Source organism: Nonomuraea polychroma (assembly GCF_004011505.1).
GTDB classification, from domain to species: Bacteria; Actinomycetota; Actinomycetes; order Streptosporangiales; family Streptosporangiaceae; genus Nonomuraea; species Nonomuraea polychroma.
In genome coordinates, this window is sequence record NZ_SAUN01000001.1 from 7,774,265 (window position 1) to 7,799,835 (window position 25,571).

22 protein-coding genes and 2 tRNA genes are annotated in these 25,571 nt (G+C 68.6%); 6 read left to right on the top strand and 18 right to left on the bottom strand.

What is annotated here, in order from left to right:
- Nucleotides 1–2: 2 nt before the first annotated feature.
- The 10 genes from EDD27_RS35405 to EDD27_RS35450 all read right to left on the bottom strand — a co-directional run bounded on the left by EDD27_RS35405 (nt 3) and on the right by EDD27_RS35450 (nt 11,836).
- Nucleotides 3–671 (bottom strand): response regulator, encoded by a 669-nt coding sequence (locus tag EDD27_RS35405; RefSeq protein ID WP_127936258.1) that lies wholly within the window; start codon nt 669–671, stop codon nt 3–5.
- Nucleotides 668–3,232 carry a sensor histidine kinase gene (locus EDD27_RS35410; protein WP_127936259.1) on the bottom strand — a complete coding sequence of 855 codons (2,565 nt, stop codon included), beginning with the start codon at nt 3,230–3,232 and terminating at the stop codon, nt 668–670. The genes EDD27_RS35405 and EDD27_RS35410 overlap by 4 nt, the downstream gene beginning before the upstream one ends.
- 9 nt (nt 3,233–3,241) lie before the next feature.
- Entirely contained in the window at nt 3,242–3,709 is a 468-nt protein-coding gene (locus EDD27_RS35415) for a group II truncated hemoglobin (protein WP_127936260.1), read from the bottom strand.
- Nucleotides 3,710–4,005: 296 nt separating this feature from the next.
- Nucleotides 4,006–5,256: a group II intron reverse transcriptase/maturase gene (gene ltrA / locus EDD27_RS35420; RefSeq protein ID WP_277750825.1), complete on the bottom strand. Its 1,251-nt coding sequence runs from the start codon at nt 5,254–5,256 to the stop codon at nt 4,006–4,008.
- Nucleotides 5,257–5,887: 631 nt separating this feature from the next.
- A tRNA-Met gene (locus EDD27_RS35425) sits at nt 5,888–5,964 on the bottom strand.
- Nucleotides 5,965–6,074: 110 nt separating this feature from the next.
- Nucleotides 6,075–6,151: transfer RNA gene (locus tag EDD27_RS35430), tRNA-Met, on the bottom strand.
- 54 nt (nt 6,152–6,205) lie between these two features.
- Nucleotides 6,206–9,136 (bottom strand): UPF0182 family membrane protein, encoded by a 2,931-nt coding sequence (locus EDD27_RS35435; protein ID WP_127936261.1) that lies wholly within the window; start codon nt 9,134–9,136, stop codon nt 6,206–6,208.
- Nucleotides 9,137–9,265: 129 nt separating this feature from the next.
- Nucleotides 9,266–10,309 (bottom strand): YlbL family protein, encoded by a 1,044-nt coding sequence (locus tag EDD27_RS35440; RefSeq protein WP_127936262.1) that lies wholly within the window; start codon nt 10,307–10,309, stop codon nt 9,266–9,268.
- Nucleotides 10,310–10,319: 10 nt separating this feature from the next.
- Nucleotides 10,320–10,745 carry a molybdenum cofactor biosynthesis protein MoaE gene (locus tag EDD27_RS35445; RefSeq protein WP_127936263.1) on the bottom strand — a complete coding sequence of 142 codons (426 nt, stop codon included), beginning with the start codon at nt 10,743–10,745 and terminating at the stop codon, nt 10,320–10,322.
- A 17-nt stretch (nt 10,746–10,762) separates the two neighbouring features.
- Nucleotides 10,763–11,836: an NAD-dependent epimerase/dehydratase family protein gene (locus EDD27_RS35450; protein ID WP_127941175.1), complete on the bottom strand. Its 1,074-nt coding sequence runs from the start codon at nt 11,834–11,836 to the stop codon at nt 10,763–10,765.
- A 79-nt stretch (nt 11,837–11,915) separates the two neighbouring features.
- Between EDD27_RS35450 and EDD27_RS35455 the strand changes: the two genes are divergently transcribed.
- The 3 genes from EDD27_RS35455 to EDD27_RS35465 are packed head-to-tail and all read left to right on the top strand — an operon-like array spanning nt 11,916 to nt 14,807.
- Complete coding sequence (locus EDD27_RS35455; RefSeq protein WP_164903926.1) at nt 11,916–13,223, top strand: zinc-dependent metalloprotease; 1,308 nt, start codon at nt 11,916–11,918, stop codon at nt 13,221–13,223.
- The gene (locus tag EDD27_RS35460; protein WP_127936264.1) at nt 13,220–13,780 is read left to right on the top strand and encodes an NUDIX hydrolase; all 561 of its coding nucleotides are present in this window, start codon (nt 13,220–13,222) and stop codon (nt 13,778–13,780) included. Before EDD27_RS35455 ends, EDD27_RS35460 begins: the two co-directional genes overlap by 4 nt.
- Nucleotides 13,781–13,811: 31 nt before the next feature.
- Nucleotides 13,812–14,807, top strand: coding sequence for an endonuclease/exonuclease/phosphatase family protein (locus tag EDD27_RS35465; RefSeq protein WP_127936265.1), 996 nt, complete (start codon nt 13,812–13,814; stop codon nt 14,805–14,807).
- A 130-nt stretch (nt 14,808–14,937) separates the two neighbouring features.
- On the opposite strand, the gene EDD27_RS35470 is transcribed toward EDD27_RS35465, so the two are convergent.
- Both EDD27_RS35470 and EDD27_RS35475 read right to left on the bottom strand, forming a co-directional pair.
- On the bottom strand, nt 14,938–15,522 hold the full coding sequence (locus EDD27_RS35470) for a hypothetical protein (RefSeq protein ID WP_127936266.1): 585 nt from the start codon (nt 15,520–15,522) through the stop codon (nt 14,938–14,940).
- Nucleotides 15,519–16,034, bottom strand: coding sequence for a M48 metallopeptidase family protein (locus EDD27_RS35475; RefSeq protein ID WP_164903927.1), 516 nt, complete (start codon nt 16,032–16,034; stop codon nt 15,519–15,521). Before EDD27_RS35475 ends, EDD27_RS35470 begins: the two co-directional genes overlap by 4 nt.
- A 449-nt stretch (nt 16,035–16,483) precedes the next feature.
- Between EDD27_RS35475 and EDD27_RS57135 the strand changes: the two genes are divergently transcribed.
- The gene (locus tag EDD27_RS57135; RefSeq protein ID WP_241564432.1) at nt 16,484–18,100 is read left to right on the top strand and encodes a ThiF family adenylyltransferase; all 1,617 of its coding nucleotides are present in this window, start codon (nt 16,484–16,486) and stop codon (nt 18,098–18,100) included.
- Between the two features lie 63 nt (nt 18,101–18,163).
- Complete coding sequence (locus tag EDD27_RS35485; protein ID WP_127936267.1) at nt 18,164–19,498, top strand: ABC1 kinase family protein; 1,335 nt, start codon at nt 18,164–18,166, stop codon at nt 19,496–19,498.
- A 37-nt stretch (nt 19,499–19,535) separates the two neighbouring features.
- On the opposite strand, the gene EDD27_RS35490 is transcribed toward EDD27_RS35485, so the two are convergent.
- Nucleotides 19,536–20,165, bottom strand: coding sequence for a TetR/AcrR family transcriptional regulator (locus EDD27_RS35490; RefSeq protein ID WP_164903928.1), 630 nt, complete (start codon nt 20,163–20,165; stop codon nt 19,536–19,538).
- A 69-nt stretch (nt 20,166–20,234) separates the two neighbouring features.
- On the opposite strand from EDD27_RS35490, the gene EDD27_RS35495 reads away from it, so the two are divergent.
- Nucleotides 20,235–20,837, top strand: coding sequence for a hypothetical protein (locus EDD27_RS35495; RefSeq protein ID WP_127936269.1), 603 nt, complete (start codon nt 20,235–20,237; stop codon nt 20,835–20,837).
- 611 nt (nt 20,838–21,448) lie between these two features.
- Here EDD27_RS35495 and EDD27_RS54755 read toward each other — a convergent pair.
- From EDD27_RS54755 to EDD27_RS35515, 5 genes are all read right to left on the bottom strand, one after another.
- Nucleotides 21,449–21,613, bottom strand: a complete 165-nt coding sequence (locus EDD27_RS54755) for a hypothetical protein (protein WP_164903929.1) — start codon at nt 21,611–21,613, stop codon at nt 21,449–21,451.
- A 73-nt stretch (nt 21,614–21,686) separates the two neighbouring features.
- Nucleotides 21,687–21,956 (bottom strand): WhiB family transcriptional regulator, encoded by a 270-nt coding sequence (locus tag EDD27_RS35500; RefSeq protein WP_043630546.1) that lies wholly within the window; start codon nt 21,954–21,956, stop codon nt 21,687–21,689.
- A 127-nt stretch (nt 21,957–22,083) separates the two neighbouring features.
- Nucleotides 22,084–22,347 carry a hypothetical protein gene (locus EDD27_RS35505; RefSeq protein WP_127936270.1) on the bottom strand — a complete coding sequence of 88 codons (264 nt, stop codon included), beginning with the start codon at nt 22,345–22,347 and terminating at the stop codon, nt 22,084–22,086.
- A gap of 127 nt (nt 22,348–22,474) precedes the next feature.
- Nucleotides 22,475–23,344 carry an acyl-CoA thioesterase II gene (gene tesB / locus EDD27_RS35510; RefSeq protein ID WP_127936271.1) on the bottom strand — a complete coding sequence of 290 codons (870 nt, stop codon included), beginning with the start codon at nt 23,342–23,344 and terminating at the stop codon, nt 22,475–22,477.
- 112 nt (nt 23,345–23,456) lie between these two features.
- The gene (locus tag EDD27_RS35515; RefSeq protein WP_206641798.1) at nt 23,457–25,502 is read right to left on the bottom strand and encodes an ATP-dependent DNA helicase UvrD2; all 2,046 of its coding nucleotides are present in this window, start codon (nt 25,500–25,502) and stop codon (nt 23,457–23,459) included.
- Nucleotides 25,503–25,571: the final 69 nt, after the last annotated feature.

Consider the following 25,571-nt stretch of genomic DNA (forward strand, 5'->3'; position numbering starts at 1 on the left):
GATCACGGCTGGAACCGGTATCCCATGCCGGGTTCCGTCAGCAGGTGCACCGGGTGGGCCGGGTCACGTTCGAGCTTGCGGCGCAACTGCGCCATGTACTGGCGTAGGTAGTGCGTCTCCTTGAGGTAGGAGGCGCCCCACACCTCGGTCAGGAGCTGGCGCTGGCTGATCAGCTTGCCCGGATTGCGCAGCAGGATCTCCAGGAAGTGCCATTCCGTCGGCGTCAGCCGTACCCCTCCCGAGATCGTCTTGCTGGACAGGTCGATCACGTGGTCGCCCAGCTGAACCGAGGAGAGCTCCTCTTCCGGCTGGCTCGTGCGGCGGGTCACCGCGCGGATGCGGGCCAGCAGCTCATCGATGCCGAACGGTTTCGTGACGTAATCGTCGGCACCCGCGTCGAGCGCGTCCACCTTGTCGGAGCTGTCCGACCGCCCTGACAGGACGATGATCGGTACGGAGGTCCAGCCCCGCAGTCCCTGGATGACCTCGACGCCGTCCAGATCGGGCAAGCCCAGGTCGAGAATGACCAGGTCGGGATGCCAGTCGGCGGCCTGGCGCAACGCTGTGCCGCCGTCGGTCGCGACCTCGACCTCGTACTGCCTGGCGGCGAGGTTGACGCGTAGGGCACGCAGGATCTGCGGTTCGTCGTCCACGACGAGCACCCGGGTCATGCGGCTCTCCGCAGCGAGACGGCCATGGTGAGTCCCCCTCCCGGTGTGTCCTCAAGGACGAGTGTGCCGCCCATCGCCTCGGTGAGGCCGCGCGAGAGTGCCAGGCCGAGCCCGACCCCCGTGTGGTTGTCGCGGTCGCCGAGCCGCTGGAACGGCAGGAACACCCTTGCATGGGCCTCAGGCGGAATGCCGGGGCCTCGGTCGACGATGCGGATCTCGACGTTTTCAGCATGCCTGCTCACGGTGACGAGCACGTGGTCGCTCTCGGGGGTGTAACGGACGGCGTTCGCCATGAGGTTGACGAGGACACGTTCCAGCAGCGCGGCGTCGGCCAGGATCTCGGGGAGGTCCGTGGGGATGTCGCTCTTGATGGGAGCGGTCAAGGGGCCGAGGTCGTCGATGGCGCGCGGCAGGACGTCCTCGATCGCCACCGGTTCGAGTGTCACGCCGAGGGCGCCTGCTTGGAGGCGGCTCATGTCGAGGAGGTTCGAGATCAGGCGGTTGAGCTTGATCAGCGACTCGCCGGCGGTGGCGAGCAGCTCGGCGCGGTCCTCTTCGGACCACACGATCTCGGTGGCACGCAGGCTCTCGACCGCCGCTATGGCCGAGGCGAGGGGTGTACGGAGGTCGTGGCCGACGGCGGCGAGCAACGCGGTACGCATCCTGTCGGCCTCGGCCAGCGGCCGGGCCCGCTCCGCCTCCTCCCGCAATCTCTGCTGCCGCAGCGCGATCGCCGCCTCGGCCGCGAACGCCTCCAACACCCGCCGATCACTGGCGTCGAGCAGCCGCCCGTCGGCGGCCAGCACCAGCCGGTCGTCGATCACGACGTCGACGTCTCCCTTGCCGGGGGAGGTGATCGGCGGACCTCCCGAGGTGGAGACGATCCGCCAGCCGTCGTCCCGGCTGGTGCGGCGGGTCGTATGCGTCGAGCCGGTCGGACCGGCCGGGCCGGGCTTGGAGCCGTCCGCACGTTCGAGCAGGGTCACCGAAGTCAGGCCGAACGTCTCCCGCATCCTCGCCAGCAGCGACGGCAACGCCGCCTCACCCCGCAGCACATGGCCCGCGAGCGTGGCGAGGACCTCCGCATCGGCCCGCGATCGCGCCGCCTCCCTGCTCCGCCTGGCCGCCACGTCCACGACCGTGCTGACCATGACGGCGACGAGCATGAAGATGGCCAGCGCGAGCAAGTCCTCTGGCCGGTCGATCGCCAGCGTGTGCAGCGGCGGCGTGAAGAACCAGTTGAGCAGTCCGAACCCGACCAGCGCCGCCGCCAGCGCCGGCCACATGCCGCCCACCAGGGCCACGCCCACGACGAGCAGCAGGAAGAGCAGGATCTCGCTGGGCAGTGTCAGGTCCAGCGGCCGGAGTACGGCCGTGAGCAGCGGCATCCCGAGCACCGTCAGCCCCCAGCCGCACGCCCGCCTGGTACGGGTCAGCGCCGCCCTCGACCGCGGCCGGTCGCGACCCTGCCTGGTCGTCTCGTGCGTGACCATGTGCACGTCGATGGTTCCGGCCAACGCCGTCGTCGTCACTCCGACGCCACGCGAGAGGATCTGCGCCAGCCGCCCTCGCCTCGACGCGCCGAGAACGAGCTGGGTGGCGTTCACGCCGCGCGCGAACTCGACCAGCGTCCGCGCCACGTCCTCGCCGATCACCTGGTGATAGGTCCCGCCCAGGTCCTCGACGAGCGTGCGCTGGCGGGCCAGGTGCGCCGGGTCGCTGCGGGAGGACAGGCCGTCGGCCCGGGTGACGTGCACGGCCAGCAGATCGGAGCCTTTGGTGCGGGCCGCGATGCGCGCGGCCCGGCGTACGAGCGTGTCCCCTTCGGGGCCTCCGGTGAGCGCGACGACGACCCGCTCGCGGGTCTCCCAGGTCCCTCGGATGGAGTGTTCCGTACGGTAGCGGTCGAGTTGTTCGTCGACTTTGCCCGCCACCCAGAGCAGCGCCAGCTCCCGCAGGGCGGTCAGGTTGCCGACGCGGAAGTAGTTGGCGAGGGCGGCGTCCACCCGTTCGGGCGGGTAGACGTTGCCGTGGGCCATGCGGCGGAGCAGCGCCTCGGGCGCCATGTCGACCAGCTCGATCTGGTCGGCCCGCCGCACCACCTCATCCGGCACGGTCTCGCGTTGCGGCACGCCGGTGATCTCCTCGACCACGTCCTTCAGCGATTCGAGGTGCTGGATGTTGACGGTGGAGATGACGTCGATGCCGGCGTCGAGAATCTCGTCGACGTCCTGCCATCGTTTGGGGTTGCGGGAGCCGGGGACGTTGGTGTGGGCCAGCTCATCGATCAGCGCGACCGCGGGCGCGCGGGCGATGACGGCGGCGGGATCGAGCTCGGTGAATCTCGCGCCCCCGTGGGCCATGGTCTTCCTCGGAAGGATCTCCAGGCCGTCGAGCAGGCGGGCGGTGCGGGCACGGCCGTGGGTCTCGACGAAACCCACGACCACGTCCTTGCCACGTTCGCGGGCGCGGCGCGCCTCGCTCAGCATGGCGAACGTCTTGCCCACCCCCGGCGCCGCGCCCAGGTAGACGCGCAGCCGCCCGCGGGCCGTGTCTCCCATCCCTCCAGGTTAAGGCTGGTACGGCGGAGCGACTCCCCAGCCCCAGTGCGGCACCGGCGCCTCCGGCGGAGGCGTCGCGCCTGGTTGCGAGTTGTGCTTGGCCAGCCGGGTGCCCCATTCGATGTAACCGGCGAACGCCGCCCTGAACTCGGGATCGTCGGGCAGCCCCACTTCGTCGGCGGCATCCATGAGCAGGCTCACCCACCTGCGGCGCTGCTGCTCGCTGATCGCCTTGCCGAGGTGGTGACGGAGCATGTTGGGGTAGCCGCCGCGTTCCTTGGTGTAGCGGTCGGGGCCGCCGAACACCTCGCTCAACCACATGGCCACGTGTTTGGGATGATCCGGATCCATGTGCGCGAACAACGGCCCGATCAGGTCGTCCTTGACCACGGTGCGGTAGAACACCTCGGTCAGCCGCTCGAACGCCTCGGTGCCCCCCGCCCACTCGTAGAGCGTCGGCACTGCCTTCTCAGTCATGTAATGATGTAATCAGTCGCGGTCTTGGGGAGCAAGGGTCCGCCCGCGAGGTCGCGCAGACCAGGCAATGCAGGGGATCGATTGTCCCGGACTCGTGGGCGGCGATCAACGTCCTGCTGACGTGGACAGGACCGCCCCTCGGTATCGATCCGGGTGCGCACGTTGCGGGATGCGGTGGGAGAGCCAAAGTCGGCGACGCAGACGGGCACCACAACCCCCCGGAAATCGAGTAGGGGACGGGGTTGACCCGTCCCCTCTCACACCACCGGACATGCGGGCCCGCATCCGGCGGTTCGTCAGGCCGTGGTTTTGAGCCTGTGCCAGGTCGGATAGAGACCCTTCAGGCCAAGGTCGGTCCAGTGGATGTTGGGCAGTGCCCGCGCCAGGATGGGTGAGCCCGCGATGCGCCAGTAGCCCTTGCCGCTCGATGCCCATTCCCTGGCCTTGTGGTCAGGGATGCCGAGCTTGCGCAGGTTGCGGCGTCGGGTCTTGGGCTTCTTCCATTCTTTCCAGCGGATCTGCCGCATCCGACGGCGAAACCACTCATCCAGATCCTTGAACACCCTGGGGGTGTCGGCCAGATGGAAGTAGGCCATCCACCCGGTGACATAGGCGTTGAGCTTGCCGATCCTGCAGGGCATCGACACGCTCCACCTGCGACTGGTCAACTCCCGGATGCGGTCCTTCAGGCGGCTGACCGCCTTTGGATCGACCCGGATCTTGACCCCGGACCGAGTGAAGAAGAACCCGAACCCCAGCAACGTCGCCTCGCGAGCGTGCCGGACCGAGGACTTCTCGGTGTTGACCTTGAGTTTCAACCGCTGCTCGATCATCGTGGTCACCGAGTCGAGCACCCGGTGCGCGGCCCGTCTGCTGCGCACGAAGACACGGATGTCATCAGCGAAGCGGACGAACCGGTGACCGCGTTTCCACAACTCCCGGTCCAGATCATCCAGCATGATGTTCGACAAGATCGGCGACAGCGGGGAACCCTGAGGAGTCCCCTCCACCGTGGCCTGGACGATCCCATCGACCATCACTCCGGCCTCCAGATACGCCCGGATGAGTTTGAGGATCTTGCGGTCGTCGACCTTGCGCGCCACCCGTGCCATCAGCACGTCGAACTGGACCCGGTCAAAGAACCGTTCAAGATCGACATCTACCACCCATCGCAGCCCATCCTCCACACATCGCCGCGCGACCCGCACCGCCTGATGGGCGGACTTGCCAGGGCGAAACCCGAAGCTGGAACCGGAAAAGAACGGGTCGAAGATCGGCACGAGCACTTGCGCAATCGCCTGCTGGATCAACCTGTCCAGCACAGTGGGCACTCCCAGCATCCGCTGACCGCCCCCGGGTTTGGGGATCACCACCCGGCGGACCGGCAACGGCCGATACGTGCCCGCATCCAACGCCTCCCGCACGCTCGCCCAGTGCTCGCGGATCCACGGACGAAGTTCTTCCGTGCTCATTCCGTCCACGCCAGGCGCGCCCCGGTTGGCCTCCACACGCCTCAACGCCCGGCCCAGATTCCCCGGCGAAAGCATCTGCTCCCACAACGAGACCCCCAGGCCCGGGATCACGGACTCCGGTAAGGGCGCCGACCTGCCGCTACGCTCCGTCGTGGTACTCACCGGATGCACCGGCCCCTCCCACCACGGGCCCGCACACGCGAGATGGCTGCGATCACCGCGACCGGCACGAGCACCTCACCCTCACCCGCTCTACCTGACGTTCGGTCCTTCCCGGCTGATTGTCCGTTCCCCTCACCGGTACTACGACCTCTGCTGACTTCTGCCCGGTCAGTGCCCACCTCACGATGACCACCGTCGGCGCGGCGACAACGACAGCACAACCGACACCCGGACAGACCTCCCCGGATAAGAACGATCACTTTCCCCCTGCAACCGCCGCGTTTACACACCAGCCGTCTTGGCAGTGACGGGCTTCGCCGTAGCATGCAGGCTCACCCCAGCTGGCATGCCTCATACGCGGTTCGCGTTCCTCGGTGCAGGGTTTCGCCTCGGGCTTCCTCCCCACCTCGCCTCACGACGACGCAGTTGCCTCCGGCTCGGAGTTAGCACTACCTCTTCCTCCAGGGGACTTTCACCCCCAAGCAATCGCCCATGCCGGGCGTACATGACGAAGTCCCCGGCCGAATGGCCGGGGACTTCGTTTTGGTAGCGGGGACAGGATTTGAACCTGCGACCTCTGGGTTATGAGCCCAGCGAGCTACCGAACTGCTCCACCCCGCGTCGCTGTCTTACGTAAATAACTATACAGCCCCGAGCGAGTGCTCGCGCCATAAACGCATACCGCCCGCCACAGAACGCACGAAAGGCCCGGTTTCCCGGGCCTTTCGACGTGGTAGCGGGGGCAGGATTTGAACCTGCGACCTCTGGGTTATGAGCCCAGCGAGCTACCGAACTGCTCCACCCCGCGTCGCGTTGTGCCTTAAGACTAGACGGCGGCGCGGGTCTGGCGCAAACCGAGTGGCTAAGACGTGCCTTGCGCCTGTGGTGATGCCGTGGGCGACGGCGATCCCGTCGGCGCCGTGGTGGGCGTGGCCGTCGGCGAGACCGTCGGACTGGCCGTGGGTGCCGGCTGCTGCGCGTTGGCGCTCTGCAGCGCCTTCAGCGCCTCTTCCAGCCGCTTCTGCGCCTCGCCGTAGGCGTCCCAGTCCGGCGGGCTGGCCTGCAGCGCCTTCTGGGCGTCCTCGTAGGCCTTCCTGGCGTTGGCGATCGCCGTGTTGAGCGCCGCGTTGGTCTGGTTGGGCTGGGCCTGCTCCTGCTGGTTGGGCTGCTGCTGTTGTTGCTCTTGGTCGCCGAAGACCTCCTTCAGGGCCTCGTCCAGCGTGCGGCCCACACCGATCTTGGCGCCGTACGACACCAGCACGCGCTGCAGGATCGGGTACGGCTCCTGCCCGCCGCCCGCGGCCACCTGGATGTACACCGGCTCGATGTAGACCAGGCCGCCCGCGTACGGGAGCGTCAGCAGGTTGCCGTAGCGGACCGACGAGGCGCCGACGCCCAACAGGTTGAGCTCACCCGCGAACCGGCTCTGGAAGGAGTTTTGCGCCTGTCCGGGGCCGGGGATGGGTGTGCTCGACGGCATCCGCAGGATGCGGATGCGCCCGTAACCGGAGCCGGCCGACGAGTCGACGGCCATGAACGCCGCCAGGTTGGGCCCCTGCCGCGGCACGAACGTCGTCGTCAGCGAGAACGTCGGCGTGCTGCCCGGCATGGTGGTGGTCAGGTAGTAGGGCGGCTGCTTGATGTTCCTGTCGCCCTGCGTGGGGTCACCCGGGACGTTCCAGAAGTCCTGACCGCTGTAGAAGGCGGCCGGGTTGGTGATGTGGTAGCGCGACAGGGTGTAGCGCTGCACCTTGAACAGGTCCTCCGGGTAGCGCACGTGGCTGCGCAGATCGGCGCTCATCTCCGAGGCCGGGCGGATGATGCCGGGGAAGGCGGCGCTCCAGGTCTTCAGCACCGGGTCGTTGGTGTCCCAGCCATAGAGCTTGACCGTGCCGTTGTAGGCGTCGACCGTGGCCTTCACCGAGTTGCGAATGTAGTTGATCTTGTCGCTCGGCTGCTGGGCGATCACGCGCCGGTCGGTGGTCGTGTCGCGCGTCATGTCGTCGAGGCTCTCGCTCTGCGCGTACGGGTAGTCGTTGGACGTCGTGTAACCGTCCACGATCCAGACGATGCGGCCGTCGACGATCGCCGGGTAAGGGTTGCCGTCGAGCGTGAGGAACGGGGCGACCTTCTGGACCCTGTCACGCGGGTTGCGCTCGTACAGGATCTTGGAGTTGTCGTTGATGTCGCCCGAGAGCAGGATGTTCGCCTCGCCGTACTTGGCGGCGTAGAGAAGCCTGTTGAAGAACGATCCGACGGGCACGCCGTTGCCGGTGTACGTGGTGTTCTCCTGCCCCGTGCCACCCGTCTTCGGGTAGTCGAGCTCCTGCGGGTTGTTCGGGTTGCCGCCGGCGATGACATAGCTGGCGCCGGTGTCGTCCTCGCCGTAGTAGACCCGTGGCTCCTTGAGCCCGGTGCTGGTGACCAGCGGGCCGGTGACCGGCATGTCCTTGGCGTCGTAGTCAGGGAGGCCCTGGGAGTCGACCTTGTTGCCGGGCGCGGCGACGAAGCCGTAGCCGTGGGTGTAGACCAGGTGCCGGTTGATCCAGTTGTTCTGGCCCGCATCCGGTCCGGTCAGCTCCCGCACGCCGACGATGTGGTCGATCATCTTGCCGGTGCTGTCGGGGTAGCGGTCGACGTCGAGCGGCTCGGCGAAGTTGTAGAAGCCTCGGATGCGCTGGGTCTGCTCGTACGTCGACGACACCAGCGCCGGGTCGAGCAACCGCACGCCGGAGACCGAGGTGTCGCCGCCGGCCTGGACCTTGGTCGGGTCGGCCTGGGCGTTGTAGGTCTCGACCTCGGTCTTGTCGACGTTGTACGCCTCCCGCGTGGCCTCGATGTTGCGCTGGATATAAGGCGCTTCCTTGCCCTGCTGGTTGGGCTTGACCTGGAACTGCTCGACCAGCGCCGGGTAGACGCCGCCGATCAGGATGGCCGAGAGCACCAGGAGGCCGAAGGAGACCCCGGGCAGCATGCCGCCCGGCCGCACCACGCCGGCGAAGAACAACACGGCGCAGATCAGCGCGATGATCGCGAGAATGGTCTTGGCCGGCAGGACCGCGTTGACGTCGGTGTAGGACGCGCCGTGCACGAAGCCGCGGTCGGAGAAGACCAGGCTGTAGCGGTCGACCCAGTAGGCGACGGCCTTGAGCAGCACGAAGATGCCGAGCAGCACGGACAGGTGCACCCGCGCCGCCTTGGAGGCGTGCACGCCCGGCGACTGCAGGCGGAACCCGCCGTACAGGTAGTGCGTGATCGCCGCCAGGACGGCCGAGATGATCACGGCTGTGAACAGGAAGTTCAGTGCCATCCGGATGAACGGCAGGTCGAACATGTAGAACGAGATGTCGAACCGGTGGAGGCTGTCCTGCTTGCCGACCGGCACACCGTTGATGAACTTCAGCCACGTCTGCCACTGCCCCGCGAACGAGGAGCCGGAGAAGAGCGCGAGCAGTCCCATGCCGACGATGAAGATCAGCTTGCGGTGGGGGTCGAGCGCCATGCGGTAGCGGTCGGCGCCGCTGGCGCCGCCGAACATCGCCGGCCCGAACATCGGCCGCATGCGGAACGCCAGCAGCATGTTGCCGCCGACGATGGCGACCATCAACAGCGCCCCGACCAAGAACAGCACGATCTCGGTCAGCACCACCCCGGTGAACACCGACGAGTAGTCGACAGCGTCAAACCACAAATAATCGGTATAGATGCCGGAAAACAGGAAGAACAATGCCACGATCGCCACGAGAGCGATCGCCACAGGCAGAAGCAGTCGTGGCCGGCGGGGCATACGCATGGCCCTGCCGGCTCCTGGGGTCCGGAAGCTCAATGCCAACCCCTCGTCGTAATGAAGAAACGGTCCGTGTCTGGCAACCTACACCGCTAGGCCAGCCATACGGCTAACGCACGGCGATCGCCAGAAGTTTCACCCAGCCTCGCACGCGGGCACGTTTCCTTTGCCCGTGCGCAGTGCGTCCAGTGCCAGCACTGTGTTATGCAGCGTATCCGCTCTGACCAGGCGAAGGCCGTCGGGCACCGCCTTCATCGCCTCGGCGCAGTTGTCGGCCGGTGTCAAGAATATGGTCGCGCCCGAGTTCTTCGCGCCCACCATCTTCTGCTGGATGCCGCCGATCGCGCCGACCTCGCCCGTCGGCTGGATGGTGCCGGTGCCGGCGATCTTCTTGCCGCCGGTGAGCTCTCCGGGCGTGAGCTTGTCGAGTATGCCGAGCGAGAACATCAGCCCGGCGCTGGGCCCGCCGACGTCGCCCACGTTGATGTCGACCTCGAACGGGAACTTGTACTTCGCCTGCATGACCACGCCCACCTGGGGCTGCCCCTTGGCATCCACCGTCGGCACGGTGACGTCGTGCTTCTCCTTGCCCCTGGTGACGTTGAAGACCACGCTCTCGCCGGGCTTGTGCGCCTTGACCGCGTTGCTCACCACGTTGACGTCCGTGGCTGCTTTGCCGTCGACGGAGTTGATCTCGTCGCCCTTCTGCAACTTGCCGTCGGCGGGCTTGCCCTTCTCCGTGGACAAGACGGTCACGACCATGCTGAAGGGGATCTTGAGCTCGCTGAGCGCGGCGGCGGTGGCGGAGTCTTGGGAGTTGGTCATCTCGACCGTGTTCTCCTCCTCGACGTCCTTGGGGTCGCGGTTGGGAGCGAAGATGGTCTCCTGCGGGACCACCGCCACGGTGGGATCGATCCAGCCGCGCAACGCCGTCAGCAGGTCGATCTGGGCGGCCGGGCCGCCCTGGTAGGCCACGGTCACCAGGCTCAGCGCGCCACTGGTGGGATAGGTCTGCCGGCCCTTGATCGCGATGACGGGCTTCTTGTCGACCTCGCCGATGGTGTTCTCGGTCGGGCCGGGGCTCAGCACCACATACGGCACCGGCCGGAACGCGCCCACCACCCCGAGCGCGAGCACGAGGAATCCCGCCAGCAGCAGGGTCAGGGCGCGTCGTGACATGATGATGAGCTTATTCGCAGGCGCCGACCCATTCGGTCTCGCCGTCGGCGAACACCTGGTGTTTCCAGATGGGGACCTGTGCCTTGAGGTCGTCGATCAGCCGGCGGGAGGCCTTGAACGCCTCGTCCCGGTGCGGCGCGGCCACCGCGACGATGACGGCCGTGTCACCCAGCTCCAGGTCGCCCACCCGATGCACGGCGGCCAGCGCCGTCACGGGGAAGTCGGCGACGACCTTTTCCGCCACCGCGCGCAGCTCGGCCTCCGCCGTGGGGTGCGCGGAGTAGGAGAGCCTGGTCACGGGCTTGCCGTGGTCCTGCTCCCGCACGGTGCCCACGAAGATCGTGGTGCCGCCCGCGGCGTGGTCGCCCACGGCGGCCAGCACCTCGTCCACGGACAGCGGTGTGTCGCGAATGCCAAGCAATCGGATGACGTCCACGGTAAAGAGCCTAACCTTTACTGACGCCGCTTTTTGCGTACCTGGCGGACGATCGCGGCGGTGCCGATGACGGCGACGGTGGCGCCGGCCGCGGTGAGCGTGGCCTCCTTGACGGGAAGCCGCCTGCCGACCACGGTCGTCCGGTTCTCCAGCAGCTCCAGTTGCTGCTCGAGCGCGGCCTCGTTGGTCCACGAAGGTTTCCAGCCCGCCTCCCGCAGCGCCGCGCAGTCCACCACCCACGGGTAGACGACGTAGTGCAGGTCGGTCGCGGGCGCCGGGGTGATGCCGAGCCTGTGGAGCCGCTGCGCCGTGCCGAACGTGAGACCCGCGGGCAGCTCGAATCTGCGGATGCCGGACAGCTCCTCGACCTGCTCCTGCTCCAGCCACCCGTCGGAGCCGACCGCCACCACCCCGGTGACGACGCCGCGCGCGGCCAGCTCCAGCGCCGACAGCAGGTCCTCGACGTGGCAGAACTGCCAGTGCGGGGTGCAGCCCTTGACGGTCAGGAGCCTGGGCGACTCGAAGTGGCGGGTGATCACGGTGTCGACGCCCGGGCCGACCACCGCCGCCGGGCGCAGCACGGTCACCTCGAGCCCGGGATGGCTGCGCAGCGACCGGCGCACCAGGGACTCGATCTCCAGGTAATCCCCCACGACACCGGTGTCGGGCTCGGCCGCCACCGGGGCGTCCTCGGGCAGCGGCACCTCGTTGTCGGGCGCGGCGCCGTACACCATCGCGCTCGTGACCAACACCACACGGCGCACGCGCGCCGCGGCGCTCGCCGTCAGCACCGTCTGAGCGGCTCGCAGGTTGTACGCCCGCCGCTTCCCCGGGTCGGAGTCGACCGCGTAGTCGCCGGCCAGATGGACCAGCACGTCGATGTCCGCGATGCGGTTCGCCAAGAGCGGATCCCGTACGTCGATCACTCTCCACGTGGCTTCCTGGACGTCGCCGCGCTGCTCGTCGATGGCCACCACCCTGCGGAAATCCGCGGAGGATACGAGCCTTGCGAGCAGCTCGCGGCCGATGCCGGAGGCCGCGCCGGTGACGGCGACGACGGGTTGGCGCGGGCGTTTCGAGGTAGGCACCAGGTCCTCACTTTGCACTGATCCGCCGTAGGACGACTAACGTGGCGGATGTGGACTCCTCCATCCTGCACGAGGTAGAGCGGTGACTGACCTGCCAGGTCGCGAAAACGACCCCAATGAGAACCCGTTCGCCATGTTCGGCAACCCTGAGCAGATGGCTCAGGCGATGCGCCAGTTCGCCGACATGCTGTCGGCGCCGCAGGGTTCAGGCCCTGTCAACTGGGACATGGCCAAGAACATCGCCCGCCACGCCGTGGTCGCCCAGGGCGACCCGAGCGTCATGGAAGGCGAGCGCCGCCAGATCGTGGAGGCGCTGAGCCTGGCCGACCTGTGGCTTAACGAGGCGACCGCGCTGCCCAGCGGCGTGGCCAACCCGCAGGCCTGGAGCCGGTCCGAATGGATCGAGAACACCATCCCGATCTGGCGAAAACTTTGCGAGCCCATCGCCGAGCGCATGGTCGAGACCATGGGCGGCGCGCTCGGCGGCTCCGGGCTGCCGCCCGAGGCCCAGCAGATGGCAGGCCCTCTCATGGGCATGCTCAAGCAGATGGGCGGCATGATGGTCGGCCAGCAGATCGGCCAGGCCATCGGCTCACTCGCCCGCGAGGTGGTCGGCACGACCGACATCGGCCTGCCGCTGTCGGACACGGCGGCGCTCCTGCCCGGCGGCATCGCCTCCTTCAGCGAAGGCCTGGAGATCTCCTCCGAGGAGATCAGGATCTACCTGGCGCTGCGCGAGGCCGCGCACCACCGGCTGTTCCAGCACGTGCCGTGGCTGCGCTCGCACCTGCTGGGCGCGGTCGAGGAATACGCCAAGGGCATCACGCTCGACACCTCGGCGCTCGAAGAGCAGATCCGCGGGCTCGACATCAACAACCCCGAGGCGATCCAAGAGGCGCTGAGCGGCGGCAAGCTGCTCAAGCCCGAGGAGACCGAACGGCAGAAGGCCGCCCTGGCGCGTCTGGAGACGATGCTCGCCCTGGTCGAGGGCTGGGTCGCCACGGTGGTCGACCGGAGCGCCGAGGGCAAGCTGCCCTCCGCCGTCGCCCTGGCCGAGACCGTACGCCGGCGCCGGGCCACCGGCGGCCCGGCCGAGCTGACGTTCGGCACGCTGGTGGGGCTGGAGCTGCGGCCCAGGCGGCTGCGCGAGGCGGCGACGCTGTGGCGGGCGCTGGAGAGCGAGCGCGGGATCGACGGCCGCGACGCGCTCTGGGGCCACCCGGATCTCATGCCGACGGCCGACGACCTCGATGACCCCGACGCGTTCGTCCGCGGCGAGGCCGCCTGGGACATCTCCGAGCTGGAGCGAAAGCCTGGCGGCTCCGAGCCCGAGGGTGAGCAGGGCGAGGGTGAGCCGGGCGAGGGCGAGGGCGAGGGCGACAAGAGTTGAGCCTGCACCGCGATGCGGTGGCGGTGCTGTCCGCCTGGACCGCGCCCACGCCCGAGGAAGAGGCTCTGCGCCAGGAGTTCCTCGACCACTTGCGGGCGCACGACGACGCGATGCTGCGCGCGTGCGTGCCGGGGCATCTGACGGCGACGACGGCGGTGTTGTCGCACGACGGCACGCAGGTGCTGCTCACGCTGCATCCGAAGGCAGGGATGTGGTTGCCGATGGGCGGGCACTGCGAGGTCTCCGACACCTCGCTCGCGGCCGCGGCGCTGCGGGAAGCCTGGGAGGAGTCCGGCATTTCTGGACTTGAGCTGCTGCCTGGTCCGCTGGCGGTGGACAAGCACGTGGTGTGGTGCCACCCGCCGACCAGCTGGCACCTCGACGTCGAGTACGCCGCCGTGGCGCCTCCCGGCGCCGAGGCGGTGATCAGCGAGGAGTCGCTGGACCTGCGCTGGTTCCCCGTCGACGAGATCCCCGACCTGTCGGACGAGGCCACGCGGCGATTGGCCAAACGTGGACAGGCCGCGCTCGGCTCTGGTTCGCGCGCTGTTGGTTAGAGTCCATGGCGTCGTTCCAGAGGGGGGTTTGGTGAGCACTTCGGCTGAGTCGCCCGTCGGCGGCACGATCGTGACGCCCGTACGCAGACGCCGGAGGTTCACCGGGTCGGCACTGACGTGGATGGCCGTGACGCCGTTCGCGGCGTGGGCGGTCGCCAGGGTGGCGGGGCTGGAGCGGGGATCGCTGCCCACGCAGATCATGACCGCGACCCCGTACGCGGCGGCCGGCTCGCTGGTCCCCCTCCTGATCGCCGCGGTCGGGCGCAAGCGCGCCGCCACCGCGGTGGCGTTACTCGCCACCACCGCGCTCGGTTTCAGCGTGCTGCCCAGGGCGCTCGGCACGGCCGAGGCGACGGCCGGCCGGCCGTTCAAGGTCATGACGATCAACATGCTGTTCGGCCGGGCGGACATCGAAGCGATCATGAAGCTGGTCCGGGAGTTCGACCCCGACGTGCTGAGCACGCAGGAGTTGACGCCCGGAGCGGTCTCCGACCTGGACGCGGCCGGGCTCAAAGAGCTGATGCCGCACCGCGTGCTGGAGGACGAGTGGAGCGCCGGCGGCAGCGGGCTCTACTCCAAGCACCCCATGGCGCAGTTGCCTGACGTGGCGCCGCCGGTCGGGCACAAGATGCCGGCCGCGCTGGTCTCGCTGCCGGGCGGGAACCCGATCGAGTTCGTCGACGTGCATCCCTACCCGCCGATCGGCCCGAACGTCGTCCAGTGGAACGACGCGCTGGCCGCGCTGCCGTCCGCCTCCCCCGACCGGGTGCGGATCCTGGCGGGCGACTTCAACGCTTCCCTCGACCACGCCGCCATGCGCAAGCTGCTGGCCAGGGGCTACAAGGACGCCGCCGATCAGGTGGGGGCCGGGCTGATCCCGACCTGGCCGGCGAACAGGCGGATGCCGCCGATCATCACGATCGACCACGTGCTGGTGGATCAGCGGGTGGGGGTGCGCGAGGTGAGTGTGCGCGACGTGCCGGGCACCGACCACCGCGCCGTGCTGGCCGAGCTCACCGTGCCCTGAGTCGTGTCGCTCACCGTGCCGTGAGCAGGGTCACTCGTCATGCCGTGAGTCGTGTCGCTCACCGTGCCCTGAGCAGGGTCACTCGTCATGCCCTGAGGCGTGTCGCTCATCGTGCGGTGAGCCGCGCCGCTCATCGTGCGGTGATCAGCGCCCTGGTGTTGTCCCAACCCTCCAGGCCGGGGTCCAGGCGTGCGACGTCGTGCGGCGTGCGCAGGCGGTGCCAGCCGGGGGTGGTGGCTACCTTCCGCGGTCCGGGCGCCTGGGCGCGCAGCGCGGCCACCACGTTCTCGTCGTCCAGGTCAGGATCGGCCCAGGCGGGGGCGGGGAGCGCGCAGGCCAGAGCCACGGCGCCGCCGTTCTCCGCCGGGCAGACGGTGATCTCGGCCCTGCCGAGCTCCCTGAACAGCTTGCCGACGAGCAGGGGCGGCAGATCGGGCGCGTCGCCGCAGATCACGGCGGCCTGATCGGCCTTGAGCCGGCCGAGCACGGCCCGTACCGGCTCGTCCTCCGCTATCGTGACGACCTCGGTGCCGGGCCAGACGATCTCGTCCAGGCCGGGAACGCTGGTGATCAGGACCGGGGTGACGAGCTCGAGTCCCGCGACCATCTCGTAGGTGTCCTCGGCCACCGCCTCGAGGAACTCCCTCGGGTCGACACCCGGCGGCGCCGCCTGCGCCATGTGCTGACGTACGAGGACCGCGGCGATGCGCGTCAACACTCCTCCGGCGCCGTGTGGGCTGCGGCGGAGAACCCCTCCAAGAACCCGCGGGCACGCTCCGCTTTCGGATACTGTTCCACCAGCGCCCAGAACTTGGGGCCGTGGCTGGGCACGAGCAGGTGCACGAGCTCGTGGATGATCACGTAGTTGATGACCCACTCGGGCAGGCCCTTGAGACGGGTGGAGATCCGGATCGTTCCGTTCTCCGGGGTGCAGGAGCCCCAGCGGTGCTGCTGGTTGTCGACCCAGCGCACGCTCACTGGCTCGGCCTTGCCGTCGAGATATTTCGACGACAGCTCCCTCGCCCGCTCCAGCAGGCCCTCGTCGGTCGGCCTTCGCCTGCGTTCCTTCGCGGCCAGCCGATCCAGCATCCGGCTCACCCATTCATCCGCGTCTTCACCGCTCAGCCAGGCGGGCAGGAGCACGATCGTCTTGTCGCCGTCGCGGTAAGCGGAAACCGTACGCCGGCGACGAGAACTGCGACGAACCTCGACTGTCTCGGGGGGCACATATGCACGGTAGCCGAGACTGACGAAATTCCACAGAGGGTGGACGTTGTTTCTGCTGGTCAGATGATTAAGAGCCGGTGAATTTGGGCACGCGGCTTTCCCGATGCCCGGCCAGGCTCTCCAGCAGGTCTGACTGCGTCGTGGTGGTGGGTGGGGCGAGGATTCCCAGCGCAGCGAGGGTTCCGGGTCTTGATGGTCTTGGTTTTGGGCAACTTTGGGGGGACTTGCGGCAATCGAGGTGGTTACTAGGCGATCTTCCGGGCGATGGTTCGTACGTCGAGGATGGGTCATTGTTTGGGAAAGATTGATTTACCTGATCTTTATCCGTGGCCGCATGCTCGACGCTCCCTGCGGCCCTCTCGGCCGGACCGCGGCGGGAGGGAGAAGTTATCCACAGGCCGGGCGGAACCGGCTCGGGATCTTGCTGTGGCGTGCGAACCTTTCCCGCCATGAGGCCACGTGTGAAGCCCGCCCTCCGGCGCATCATCCGCGATGAGCACACCCTGCAATACGGCGTGCATCCCCTGCGCGCCATCAAGCTGTCCGGCCTGGCCCGATCCGTTCAGCAGTGGATCGCGGGCCTCGACGGGACCCGTGACCTGGCGCGCGTCCTGGCCGCGGCGAGCGCCGCCGGGCTCGACGAATGTCACGCCCGTTCCCTGCTCGACCAGCTCACCGCGCAAGGCGCCCTCCACGACGCCGCCACCAGCCCCGCGCCCCTCCGCGACCTCACGCTGGCCGAGCGGGACCGCCTGAGACCCGACCTCGAAGCCCTCGATCTGTCCTCGACCGCGCCTGATGGCGGGATCGGTCTCCTGGCGCGACGACGCGCGGCTCGGGTGCGGGTCTATGGGGCCGGGCGGGTCGGGGCACAGATCGTGGTGCTCCTGGCGGCCGCCGGTGTGGGGCACATCCGGGTGATCGACTCGGGCCGGGTCCGGGCGAGCGACATCACCCCAGGCGGGTTGACGTGGGCGGAGCTGGGCCTGACGCGGGAGGAAGGGGCCGTGGCGGCGGCCCTCCGGCTGACATCAGGCGGGCGCGCAGTCGGAGGCGGCGATGACATGGCGGCCGACCAGCGGCACAGCGACCAACCGCAGGGCAACCCCCGATCCGCTGCCCGCACACCCAGGCCGATCCCTTCGCCGGCCATCCCGGTCCCCGCGCCCGACCGCGCCACCCGCACCCCGACCACCGCCACACCCCCACCCGACCGCGCCATCCGGACCCCGACCACCACCACACCCCCACCCGACCGCGCCGTCGGAACCCCGGCCACCACCACGCCCCCATCCGACCGCGCCGTCCGTACCCCGGCCACCGCCATGCCCGCGTCAGGCGCACGCACCCGTCAGGAGGGCAGCGCAGGCCAACGCCGGTCCGCAACCCACCGGCCTCCGGAGACATCCCACACCGCGGATCTGCGGGACACCGAGGCAGTGCAGGGAAACGCCGGTCGGCGAGGAGGAGGACGAGAAGAAGGAGAAGGAGCTCAACCGGCCCCCCGCAGGAAACGAACAGGCAGGCGGATCGACGGGCAGGAGTTGGTCCGGCCGGCGGTTGAGGTGCTGGCCGGAGGGACGTACCTGGGAGACAGGTCGGACCGCCCCGACCTCGTCATCCTCGCGCCCGTCGGCCCGATGGACGGCGTGCTCGTCAACGAGCTGACCTGCCTGGGCATCCCTCACCTGCTCGCGTCCGCCTTCGAAGGCCACGGCACGGTCGGCCCGCTCGTGCTGCCCGGTGAGACGGCATGCCTGCACTGCCTCGACCTGACACGCCGCGACGACGACCCGGCCTGGCCGATCGTCACCGCCCGGCTGGGCGGCTACCCGCCAGGCGAGATCGCCTGCGACACGACTCTCGCGACCCTGGTCGCGGCGGAAGCGACCGGGCATGCGCTTGCTCACCTGGATGGCAAAGAGTCCAGTGTGACCAACGGCACAATGGATGTATCACCTGATTGGCGCTGGAATCGGCAGGCCTGGCGGGTACATCCGCAATGTCGTTGTATGCGAAACAATCCTTATTCGCTAAGAATGGTCATGTCGCCCAAGCGCGACTGACGTGATCCGGGGACGACCACGAAGGGGGGAAGCGGCATCTCTGCCGAGGTTCCGCGCATCAGTGTGAGCGATCTTCCGCGCCGTGCTGTCACGCGTTCTGCCAAGCTGGCCACGCTCCCCTTAGGGTTCGCCGGTCGTGCCGCCCTCGGACTGGGCAAGCGCCTCGGCGGCAAGTCCGCTGAGATCGTGGCGCAGGAGGTCCAACAGCGTACGGCCGAGCAGGTCTTCAAGGTGCTCGGCGAGCTCAAGGGCGGCGCGATGAAGCTCGGGCAGGCGCTGTCGATCTTCGAGGCGGCGCTGCCGCAGGAGATCGTCGGCCCTTACCGCGCCACGCTGACCAAACTGCAGGACGCCGCTCCCCCGCTCCCCGTGTCCACCGTCCACAAGGTGCTGACGGAGCAGCTGGGCGACGACTGGCGGGAGAATTTCCGCTCGTTCGACGACCAGCCGACCGCCGCGGCCTCGATCGGCCAGGTGCACAAGGCCGTATGGCACGACGGCCGGGAGGTGGCCGTCAAGATCCAATACCCGGGGGCGGGCAAGGCACTGCTCGGCGACTTCGCCCAGCTGGCCCGCCTGGGCAAGTTGTTCGGCGTCTTACTGCCCGGCCTCGACATGAAGGCAGTGCTGTCGGAGCTGCGTGAGCACATCGCGGAGGAGCTCGACTATTTCCGCGAGGCCGAGGCCCAGCACGCCTTCGCTCTCGAGTTCCACGGCGACCCCGACTTCCACGTCCCCGATGTGATCGCGGCCAACGAAATGGTCCTGGTGACCGAATGGATGGACGGCACCCCGCTGTCACGCATCATCGCCGAGGGCGCCCAAGAGGAACGCGACCACGCCGGCCTGCTCTTCGTACGTTTCCTGTTCTGCTCGCCGGCGCGGGTGGGGATGCTCCACGCCGATCCGCACCCGGGCAACTTCCGCATGCTGGCCAACGGGAAGCTCGGCGTCCTGGACTTCGGCGCGGTCAACCGCCTGCCTGACGGCTACCCCAGGGTCTTCGGGCAGTTAATGCGCATCTTCAACCAGGGCGACATGGAAACCGTCGTGGCGGGGCTGCGCCAGGAGGGCTTCATCCGTCCCGACATCGAGATCGACCCCGACGCACTGCGTGCCTTCCTCGCGCCGTACGTGGAGCCGACGGCGGTGGAGGAGTTCTCCTTCAGCCGGGAGTGGCTCCAGGCCCAGGCGGCCAGCGTCACGGACCTGCGCCCCGGCAACGTGGTGCGGCAGCTCAACCTGCCGGCCTCGTATGTGCTCATCCACCGGGTTCATGCGGCAGGCGTGGGCGTGCTCTGCCAACTGGGCACCACGGCCCGCTTCCGCGACGAGGTGATCCGCTGGGTTCCCGGCTTCGCCGACGACCCCGACGACCAACCCCTGGCCATCGGCTGACCGGCCCGGCACACTCCTTCCCTCGTACGCGCAGGTGTCAGGCGAGGCCTGAGAGGAGGGCGTTGACGCCGTCGGTGAGGACGCGTTCGCCTTCCTCGCGCGAATCCAGGAACCAGCCCGGGAGCGGGCTGCGGAGTGAGCAGGTGAGCTCGATGCTGACGATGCCGTGGATCGTGGTCCACACCAGGTACGCCGCGCGCACGGGGTCGATGGAGCGGATGAGGTCGGCGTCGGCCGCGGCGGAGGTGGCCTCGGTGAGCAGGGTGAAGGTCAGGCTCAGGGCGTCGTGGCGCTGTTCGGGCGAGGGGTCGAAATCGGGCAGCGGGCGCTCGAACATCAGGGCGTACAGCGCGGGATCGGACAGGGCGAACCGCCTGTAGCCGTAGGCCACCGCCATGATCCGGGCAAGCGGGTCCGTGTGGCCGTTCAGCGACGTGGTCATGTCCTGGTGGAGGATGCTGAAACCGTACCGGTAGATCGCCTCCAGCAGGCCGGCGCGGCCGCCGAAGCAGGTGTAGATGCCCATGGTGGAAGTGCCCGCGGCGTCCGCCACGCGGCGGAGGGTGAGGTGGAGCGCCCCTTGTTCGCGAAGCACGCGCATGGCGGCGTCGAGGAGGTCCTGGCGCAGTGCGCCGAGTTCTTTCGGGGTGCTTACGTCTCTCGGCACGGTCTCACCATATCGGGCGATAACGAGCATCATAACGAGCGTTATCACCGAGAGAAGGGGCATTTCGAGATGCGGGTTTATCGGGTCACCGGGGCGGCGGGGTTCGTCTGCGCCCTGCTGCTCGTGGTCAATTCGGCCAGGCGGGCCGGGTTCGTGCCGGAGACGGCTCTCACGCACGCCATCGCACCGTTCGCGGCGCTCACCGGCTTACTCGCGATCACCGGGATCTATCTGCACATTCGGAGTACGGCTGGCGGTCTCGGGCTCGGCGGCTACGTGCTCAACTCGGCGGGGCTGGCTGGGGCGTTCGCCATCGAGTACATCCTTCATTTCGTCTTCCCCTACTTGGGCGGCGGCACGGTGAGCGCTCTGCTGGCCGGGAGCACCGGGCGGGCGTTTCTGGTCACGTCGGTCGTTCTGGTGATCGGGGTGCTGACGTTCAGCGTCGCGGCGGTCCGCAGCCGGGCGATGCCGGTCGTGGCCGTGGGCCTGTACGCCGCGGGCATGATTCCCGGCTCGCTTCGGAACGTGGTGCCGCTGCCCGTCTATCTGGGTGGGCTGGTGGTGGCGGCGATCGGGGTCGCATGGATGGCGGCGCACCTCTGGTCCGCGCAGGAAGAGTCCGTCGCGCCCGCCCATGGCGTGAGGAGGGGCGTACGGCCCACCGCTTAGGCCTCGCGCTGAAGCACACTCAAGCGGACTCAAGGCGGCGGCCGGCTCCGGGAGCTTACCCGCAAACGTGTGGACGGTGACGGGCGAACGTCCAGCCGGCGCGCCGCTTCAGACATGTGGGTAATGGCGGGTTGATGTTCGCTGGGCGCGCCATCTTCAGCAGTGCCGGTGGTAGCCGGTTGAACGTCCGCCCAACGTGAAGCATCCGTCTTGGGCGGGACCGAGAGGGCGCCCGGCGGGAGCGTCCGAGGCGGGGGCGTCCGGGTGCGGGCGTGCGGCCGGGGACGTGCGGGGCGGGGGCATCCGGGCACGGGCGTGCGGCCGGGGCATCCGGGGCGGGAGCGTCCGGGCCGGGGGCATCCGGGGCGGCAGCGTCCGAGGCGGCAGCGTCCGGGCCGGCAGCGTCCAAGGCGGCAGCGTCCGGGTGGGGGCTTGGATTCGGCTCAAGAGGGGGCGCGATGGAGGCGTCCATCGTCGAGGACAGGGAGGTTCGAGGCGAGGCGAGGGGGCGGGTTGTCACGGAATGGGAAGAGCCGGGCGCTGGGTTGCGCCCGGCTCTTCGACTACCTGGCCTCACGGGGAGATCCTGCGCCGGCGGCAGGATCTCCGCGTCAGATCTGCTGGCTCAGGGCCTTGCGGAGGCGGTCGTTGGCCTTCTTGACCTCTCGCCGCGCCCGCTCCACCCGGCTGACGTGCAGGGCGAGACGTTGCTCCGCCGCCTCCCGGTGGAGGGTTTGTATTCGGTCATTGACCAGGTCATGGATGAGATCAGACACTGTGAGGCTCCTCGTCGGTTGAACTCTCATTTGCTTTTCGCTTTCTTGCTCGAAGGTCTCGATGGTGCGGTGTTCAGGCAGCGACCGGGTGCTTGCGGGGACGCCCGCGCGGACGCTTGCGGGGAACGACGGTCCCCCTGAGGATCAGTTCGCCGCCCCAGACGCCCCACGGCTCCTCGCGCTCGAGCGCGCGGTCCAGGCAGGCCTTCTGGATCGGGCAGCCGCCGCAGAGCGCCTTCGCGAACTCCACGTCCTCCGGCGACTCGGCGAACCACAGGTCAGGGTCGGTACGACAGGGGATCTTGGCTTCGTCGATCAGGTCCATGATCGTCTTGGCCCCCATCTGCTTCTCCTTTTGGTCGATCTTTTTGATCTTGGTCGGGCACCTCGTAGGTGGGTCGGGATCACGGACAAACAAATAGGCCGCGGATCCGTCTGTGGATCCGCGGCCTGGGGGCTACTTTCGCCGGTCAGGTTATGACCGGTGTATCCCTCCAGGGTTGCGGACCGCACAGTCCACCGTTGGTGAGCTGGTTGGCCGGCAGTTCGATACGCGCTGCGTAGACGGGAGCGCCCTTCACAGCGGCACCGAAGTGGGCGTGCGCGTAGAAGGCGGCGGCCTGGCTACGGACAGACTTCTCCTGCCGCAGCTTGGCCGGCCCATCGACGAGCCTCACCGAGTCACGGCACGCGGAAGCGAGCCACTGCGTGGCCGACATCTGAATGCTGATCACCGGGGCTCACCTCCACTCTCTGAGATCGTCGGAACAGGAGTGTCCGACTCGCTTGACCATGACCCTAAACCGGGAACCCGGGAAGGGGCAACATATTTTCGACCTGCGATTTTGTAACTTCGTCGCCCTATTTCAGTGGCCGGATCATGGCCTCCTGGACGACGGAGACCACGAGATCGCCCGACGCGGTGAACATCTCACCACGAGCCAGCCCTCTCGCGCCAGCCGACCACGGCGACTCCTGCGCATAGAGCAGCCAGTCGTCGGCGCGGAACGGGCGGTGGAACCACATGGCGTGATCCAGCGAGGCGCCCATGATGTTCGAGACGCCCCAGGCCATGCCGTGCGCCAGCAGGATCGTGTCGACCAGCGTGAAGTCGGAGGCGTACGCGGCCAGCACCACGTGCAGGAGCGGGTCGTCCGGCAACTCGGCGTCGTAGCGGAACCACACGTTGGTCTTGGCGCTGCGCAACTCGGGCTTGTCGTACGCCTCCCAGGTCAGCGGCGTGGCGTGCCGGGAGTCCACCGGCCGGGGCCGCGACAGCCAGTCACGGAATTCCGGGTGGTCGCCGACCAGCTCGAACATGCGCTCCTGAAAGGTGGGCAGCGTCTCAGGCTCCGGAACGACGGGCATCACGGACGCCTGGTGCTCGGCGCCTTCCTCGGGGATGTGGAACGACGCCGACATCGTGAAGATCGCCTTGCCATGCTGGACCGCGACCACCCTGCGAGTGGTGAACGAGCGCCCGTCGCGCACGCGCTCCACGTTGTAGACGATCGGGATCGACGGGTCGCCGGGGCGGATGAAGTAGGCGTGGAGCGAGTGCACGTAGCGGTCGTCGGGGACGGTACGGCCTGCCGCGACCAGGGCCTGCGCCGCCACCTGCCCGCCGAAGACGCGTTGGATGCGCTCCTCGGGGCTCCTTCCCCGGAAGATGTCCAGCTCGATCTGTTCCAGGTCGAGCAGATCGAGCAGCTCCTTGAGCGCCTCGTTCACGTCGCCGTCCCCCTTGTGCCGTCCGGTTCTTGGACAAGTCTGACGTGCCGCCCATTTCATCCCAAACGCGGCCTGGCTTGTCCGATGATTCCGTGCCGGGATTTCGGAACCGTTACGAGCGGCACAGGGACAGGACGGCCGCGCCGTAACGCTCGACCTTGACGCGGCCGATGCCCGCGATCGACAGCAACTCCTGCTCCGTCGTCGGCGCCCGCTCCGCGATCGCCTGCAGCGTCACGTCCGTGAAGACGACGTACGGCGGGACCTTGGACTCCTTGGCCGTGGCCGTGCGCCACGCCTTGAGCCGCTCCAGCAGGGCCTCGTCGTAGTCCGCCGGGCAGGTCGCGCACCGGCCCAGCTTCTGCTCCGCCGCCGCCACGAGCGTCTTGGCGCAGACCCGGCAACTGACGGGCGCGGCCACCGTACGACGCTCGCGAGCGGCCGGCGCCAGGCGCGGCGGAGCGGTTGCGCGGCCGGTGAGTCCGTCGAGGAACCGGGACGGGCGGCGGCTCTTGCGCCCGCCAGGTGCGCGGGCAAGTGCCCAGGAGAGCGACAGGTGCTCGCGGGCCCGCGTGATGCCGACATAGAGGAGGCGGCGTTCCTCCTCGATCTGCTCCGGAGTCTCGGCGTAGATGATCGGGAGCATGCCGTCGGTGAGGCCGACGAGGAACACGGCGTCCCACTCCAGGCCCTTGGCGGCGTGCAGCGAAGCCAAGGTGACGCCTTCCACCGGCGGGGCGTGCTGCTCGGAGGCCCGGCGTTCGAGCTCGGCGACGTACGTGGGCAGGTCGCCGCCCTCCGCGGCCATGTCCTCCGCCAGGTCGGCCAGGGCCTTCAGCGACTCCCACTTCTCCCTGGCCTTGCCTCCCCCGGGCGGTGACGGGGTCAGGCCGACGCCGGCGAGGATGTGGTGCACCTCCGAGGCCAGCGGCTCTCCGGAGGCCGAGCGGGCGGCGCCGCGCAGCAGCACGACCGCCTGCCGGACCTCGGGGCGCTCGAAAAACCGCTCGGCGCCGCGCACGACGTACGGGATCTCGGCCTTGGACAGCGCCTCCTCGTACGCCTCCGACTGGGAGTTGACCCGGAACAGGACCGCGATCTCGCGCGACGGCACCCCCTTGTCGAGCAGTTTCCTGATGGCCCGGGCGACGCCTGCGGCCTCGGCGGGCTCGTCGTCATAATCGGCGAACACCGGCTTCGGTCCGTCCGGGCGCTGCGCGAGCAACTCCATGCGGTGCGGCGACTTGCTCTTGGCGATGACCAGGTTGGCGAGGTCCACCACCTGCGGAGTGGAGCGGTAGTCGCGGACCAGCTTGATGACGGCGGCATGCGGGTGCTCCACCGCGAACCCGGTCAGGTAGCGCGGGCTGGCGCCGGTGAAGGAGTAGATCGTCTGATTGGGGTCGCCGACCACGCAGATGTCGTCACGTCCGCCGAGCCAGGTGTCGAGCAGGAGCTTCTGCAGCGGGTTGACGTCCTGATATTCGTCGACCACGAAATAGCGGTATTGCTGGCGGATCTGCGCCGCCACCTCCTGGTGCTCGGTCATCACGGCCGCGGTCAGCTCCAGGATGGTCTCGAAGTCCACCAGGTGACGCTCGCGCCGGAGATGCTCGTACGCCTCGTAGAGCCGGGCGATCTCCTCGGCCGCCACGGGCGGCGTGCGGTGCTGCTTGGCCGCGGCGGCGACGTAGTCCTCCGGGCCGACCTGCGTCACCTTGGCCCACTCGATCTCGGAGGCGATGTCCCGCAACTCGGATCGGTCGGGATTTTTCCGGATCTGGCGGCATGCCTCTGCCAGCACCGGCAACTTCGACTCGATGACCGACGGCGCCTCGCCGCCGATCACCCGGGGCCAGAAGTAGGTCAACTGGCGCAGCGCGGCGGCGTGGAAGGTGCGGGCCTGCACGCCGGGCGCCCCCAGTGCGCGCAACCGCTGGCGCAACTCGCCCGCCGCCCGAGTGGTGAACGTCACAGCCAGCACGCCCTGCGCGTCGACGACCCCGCTGCGTACCGCGTGCGCGATCCTATGGGTGATCGCCCTGGTCTTGCCCGTGCCCGCGCCCGCGAGCACGCACACGGGCCCGCGCACGGCCTCGGCCACCGCGCGCTGCTCGGGATCCAGGCCCGTCAGGACGTCGTCCACCACATTCGTCACCCATTCATCTTCCCAGTACTGGCGGCCTAGGACCTTATTCTGGCAACATGCCTGCCGGGTTATGTTCCC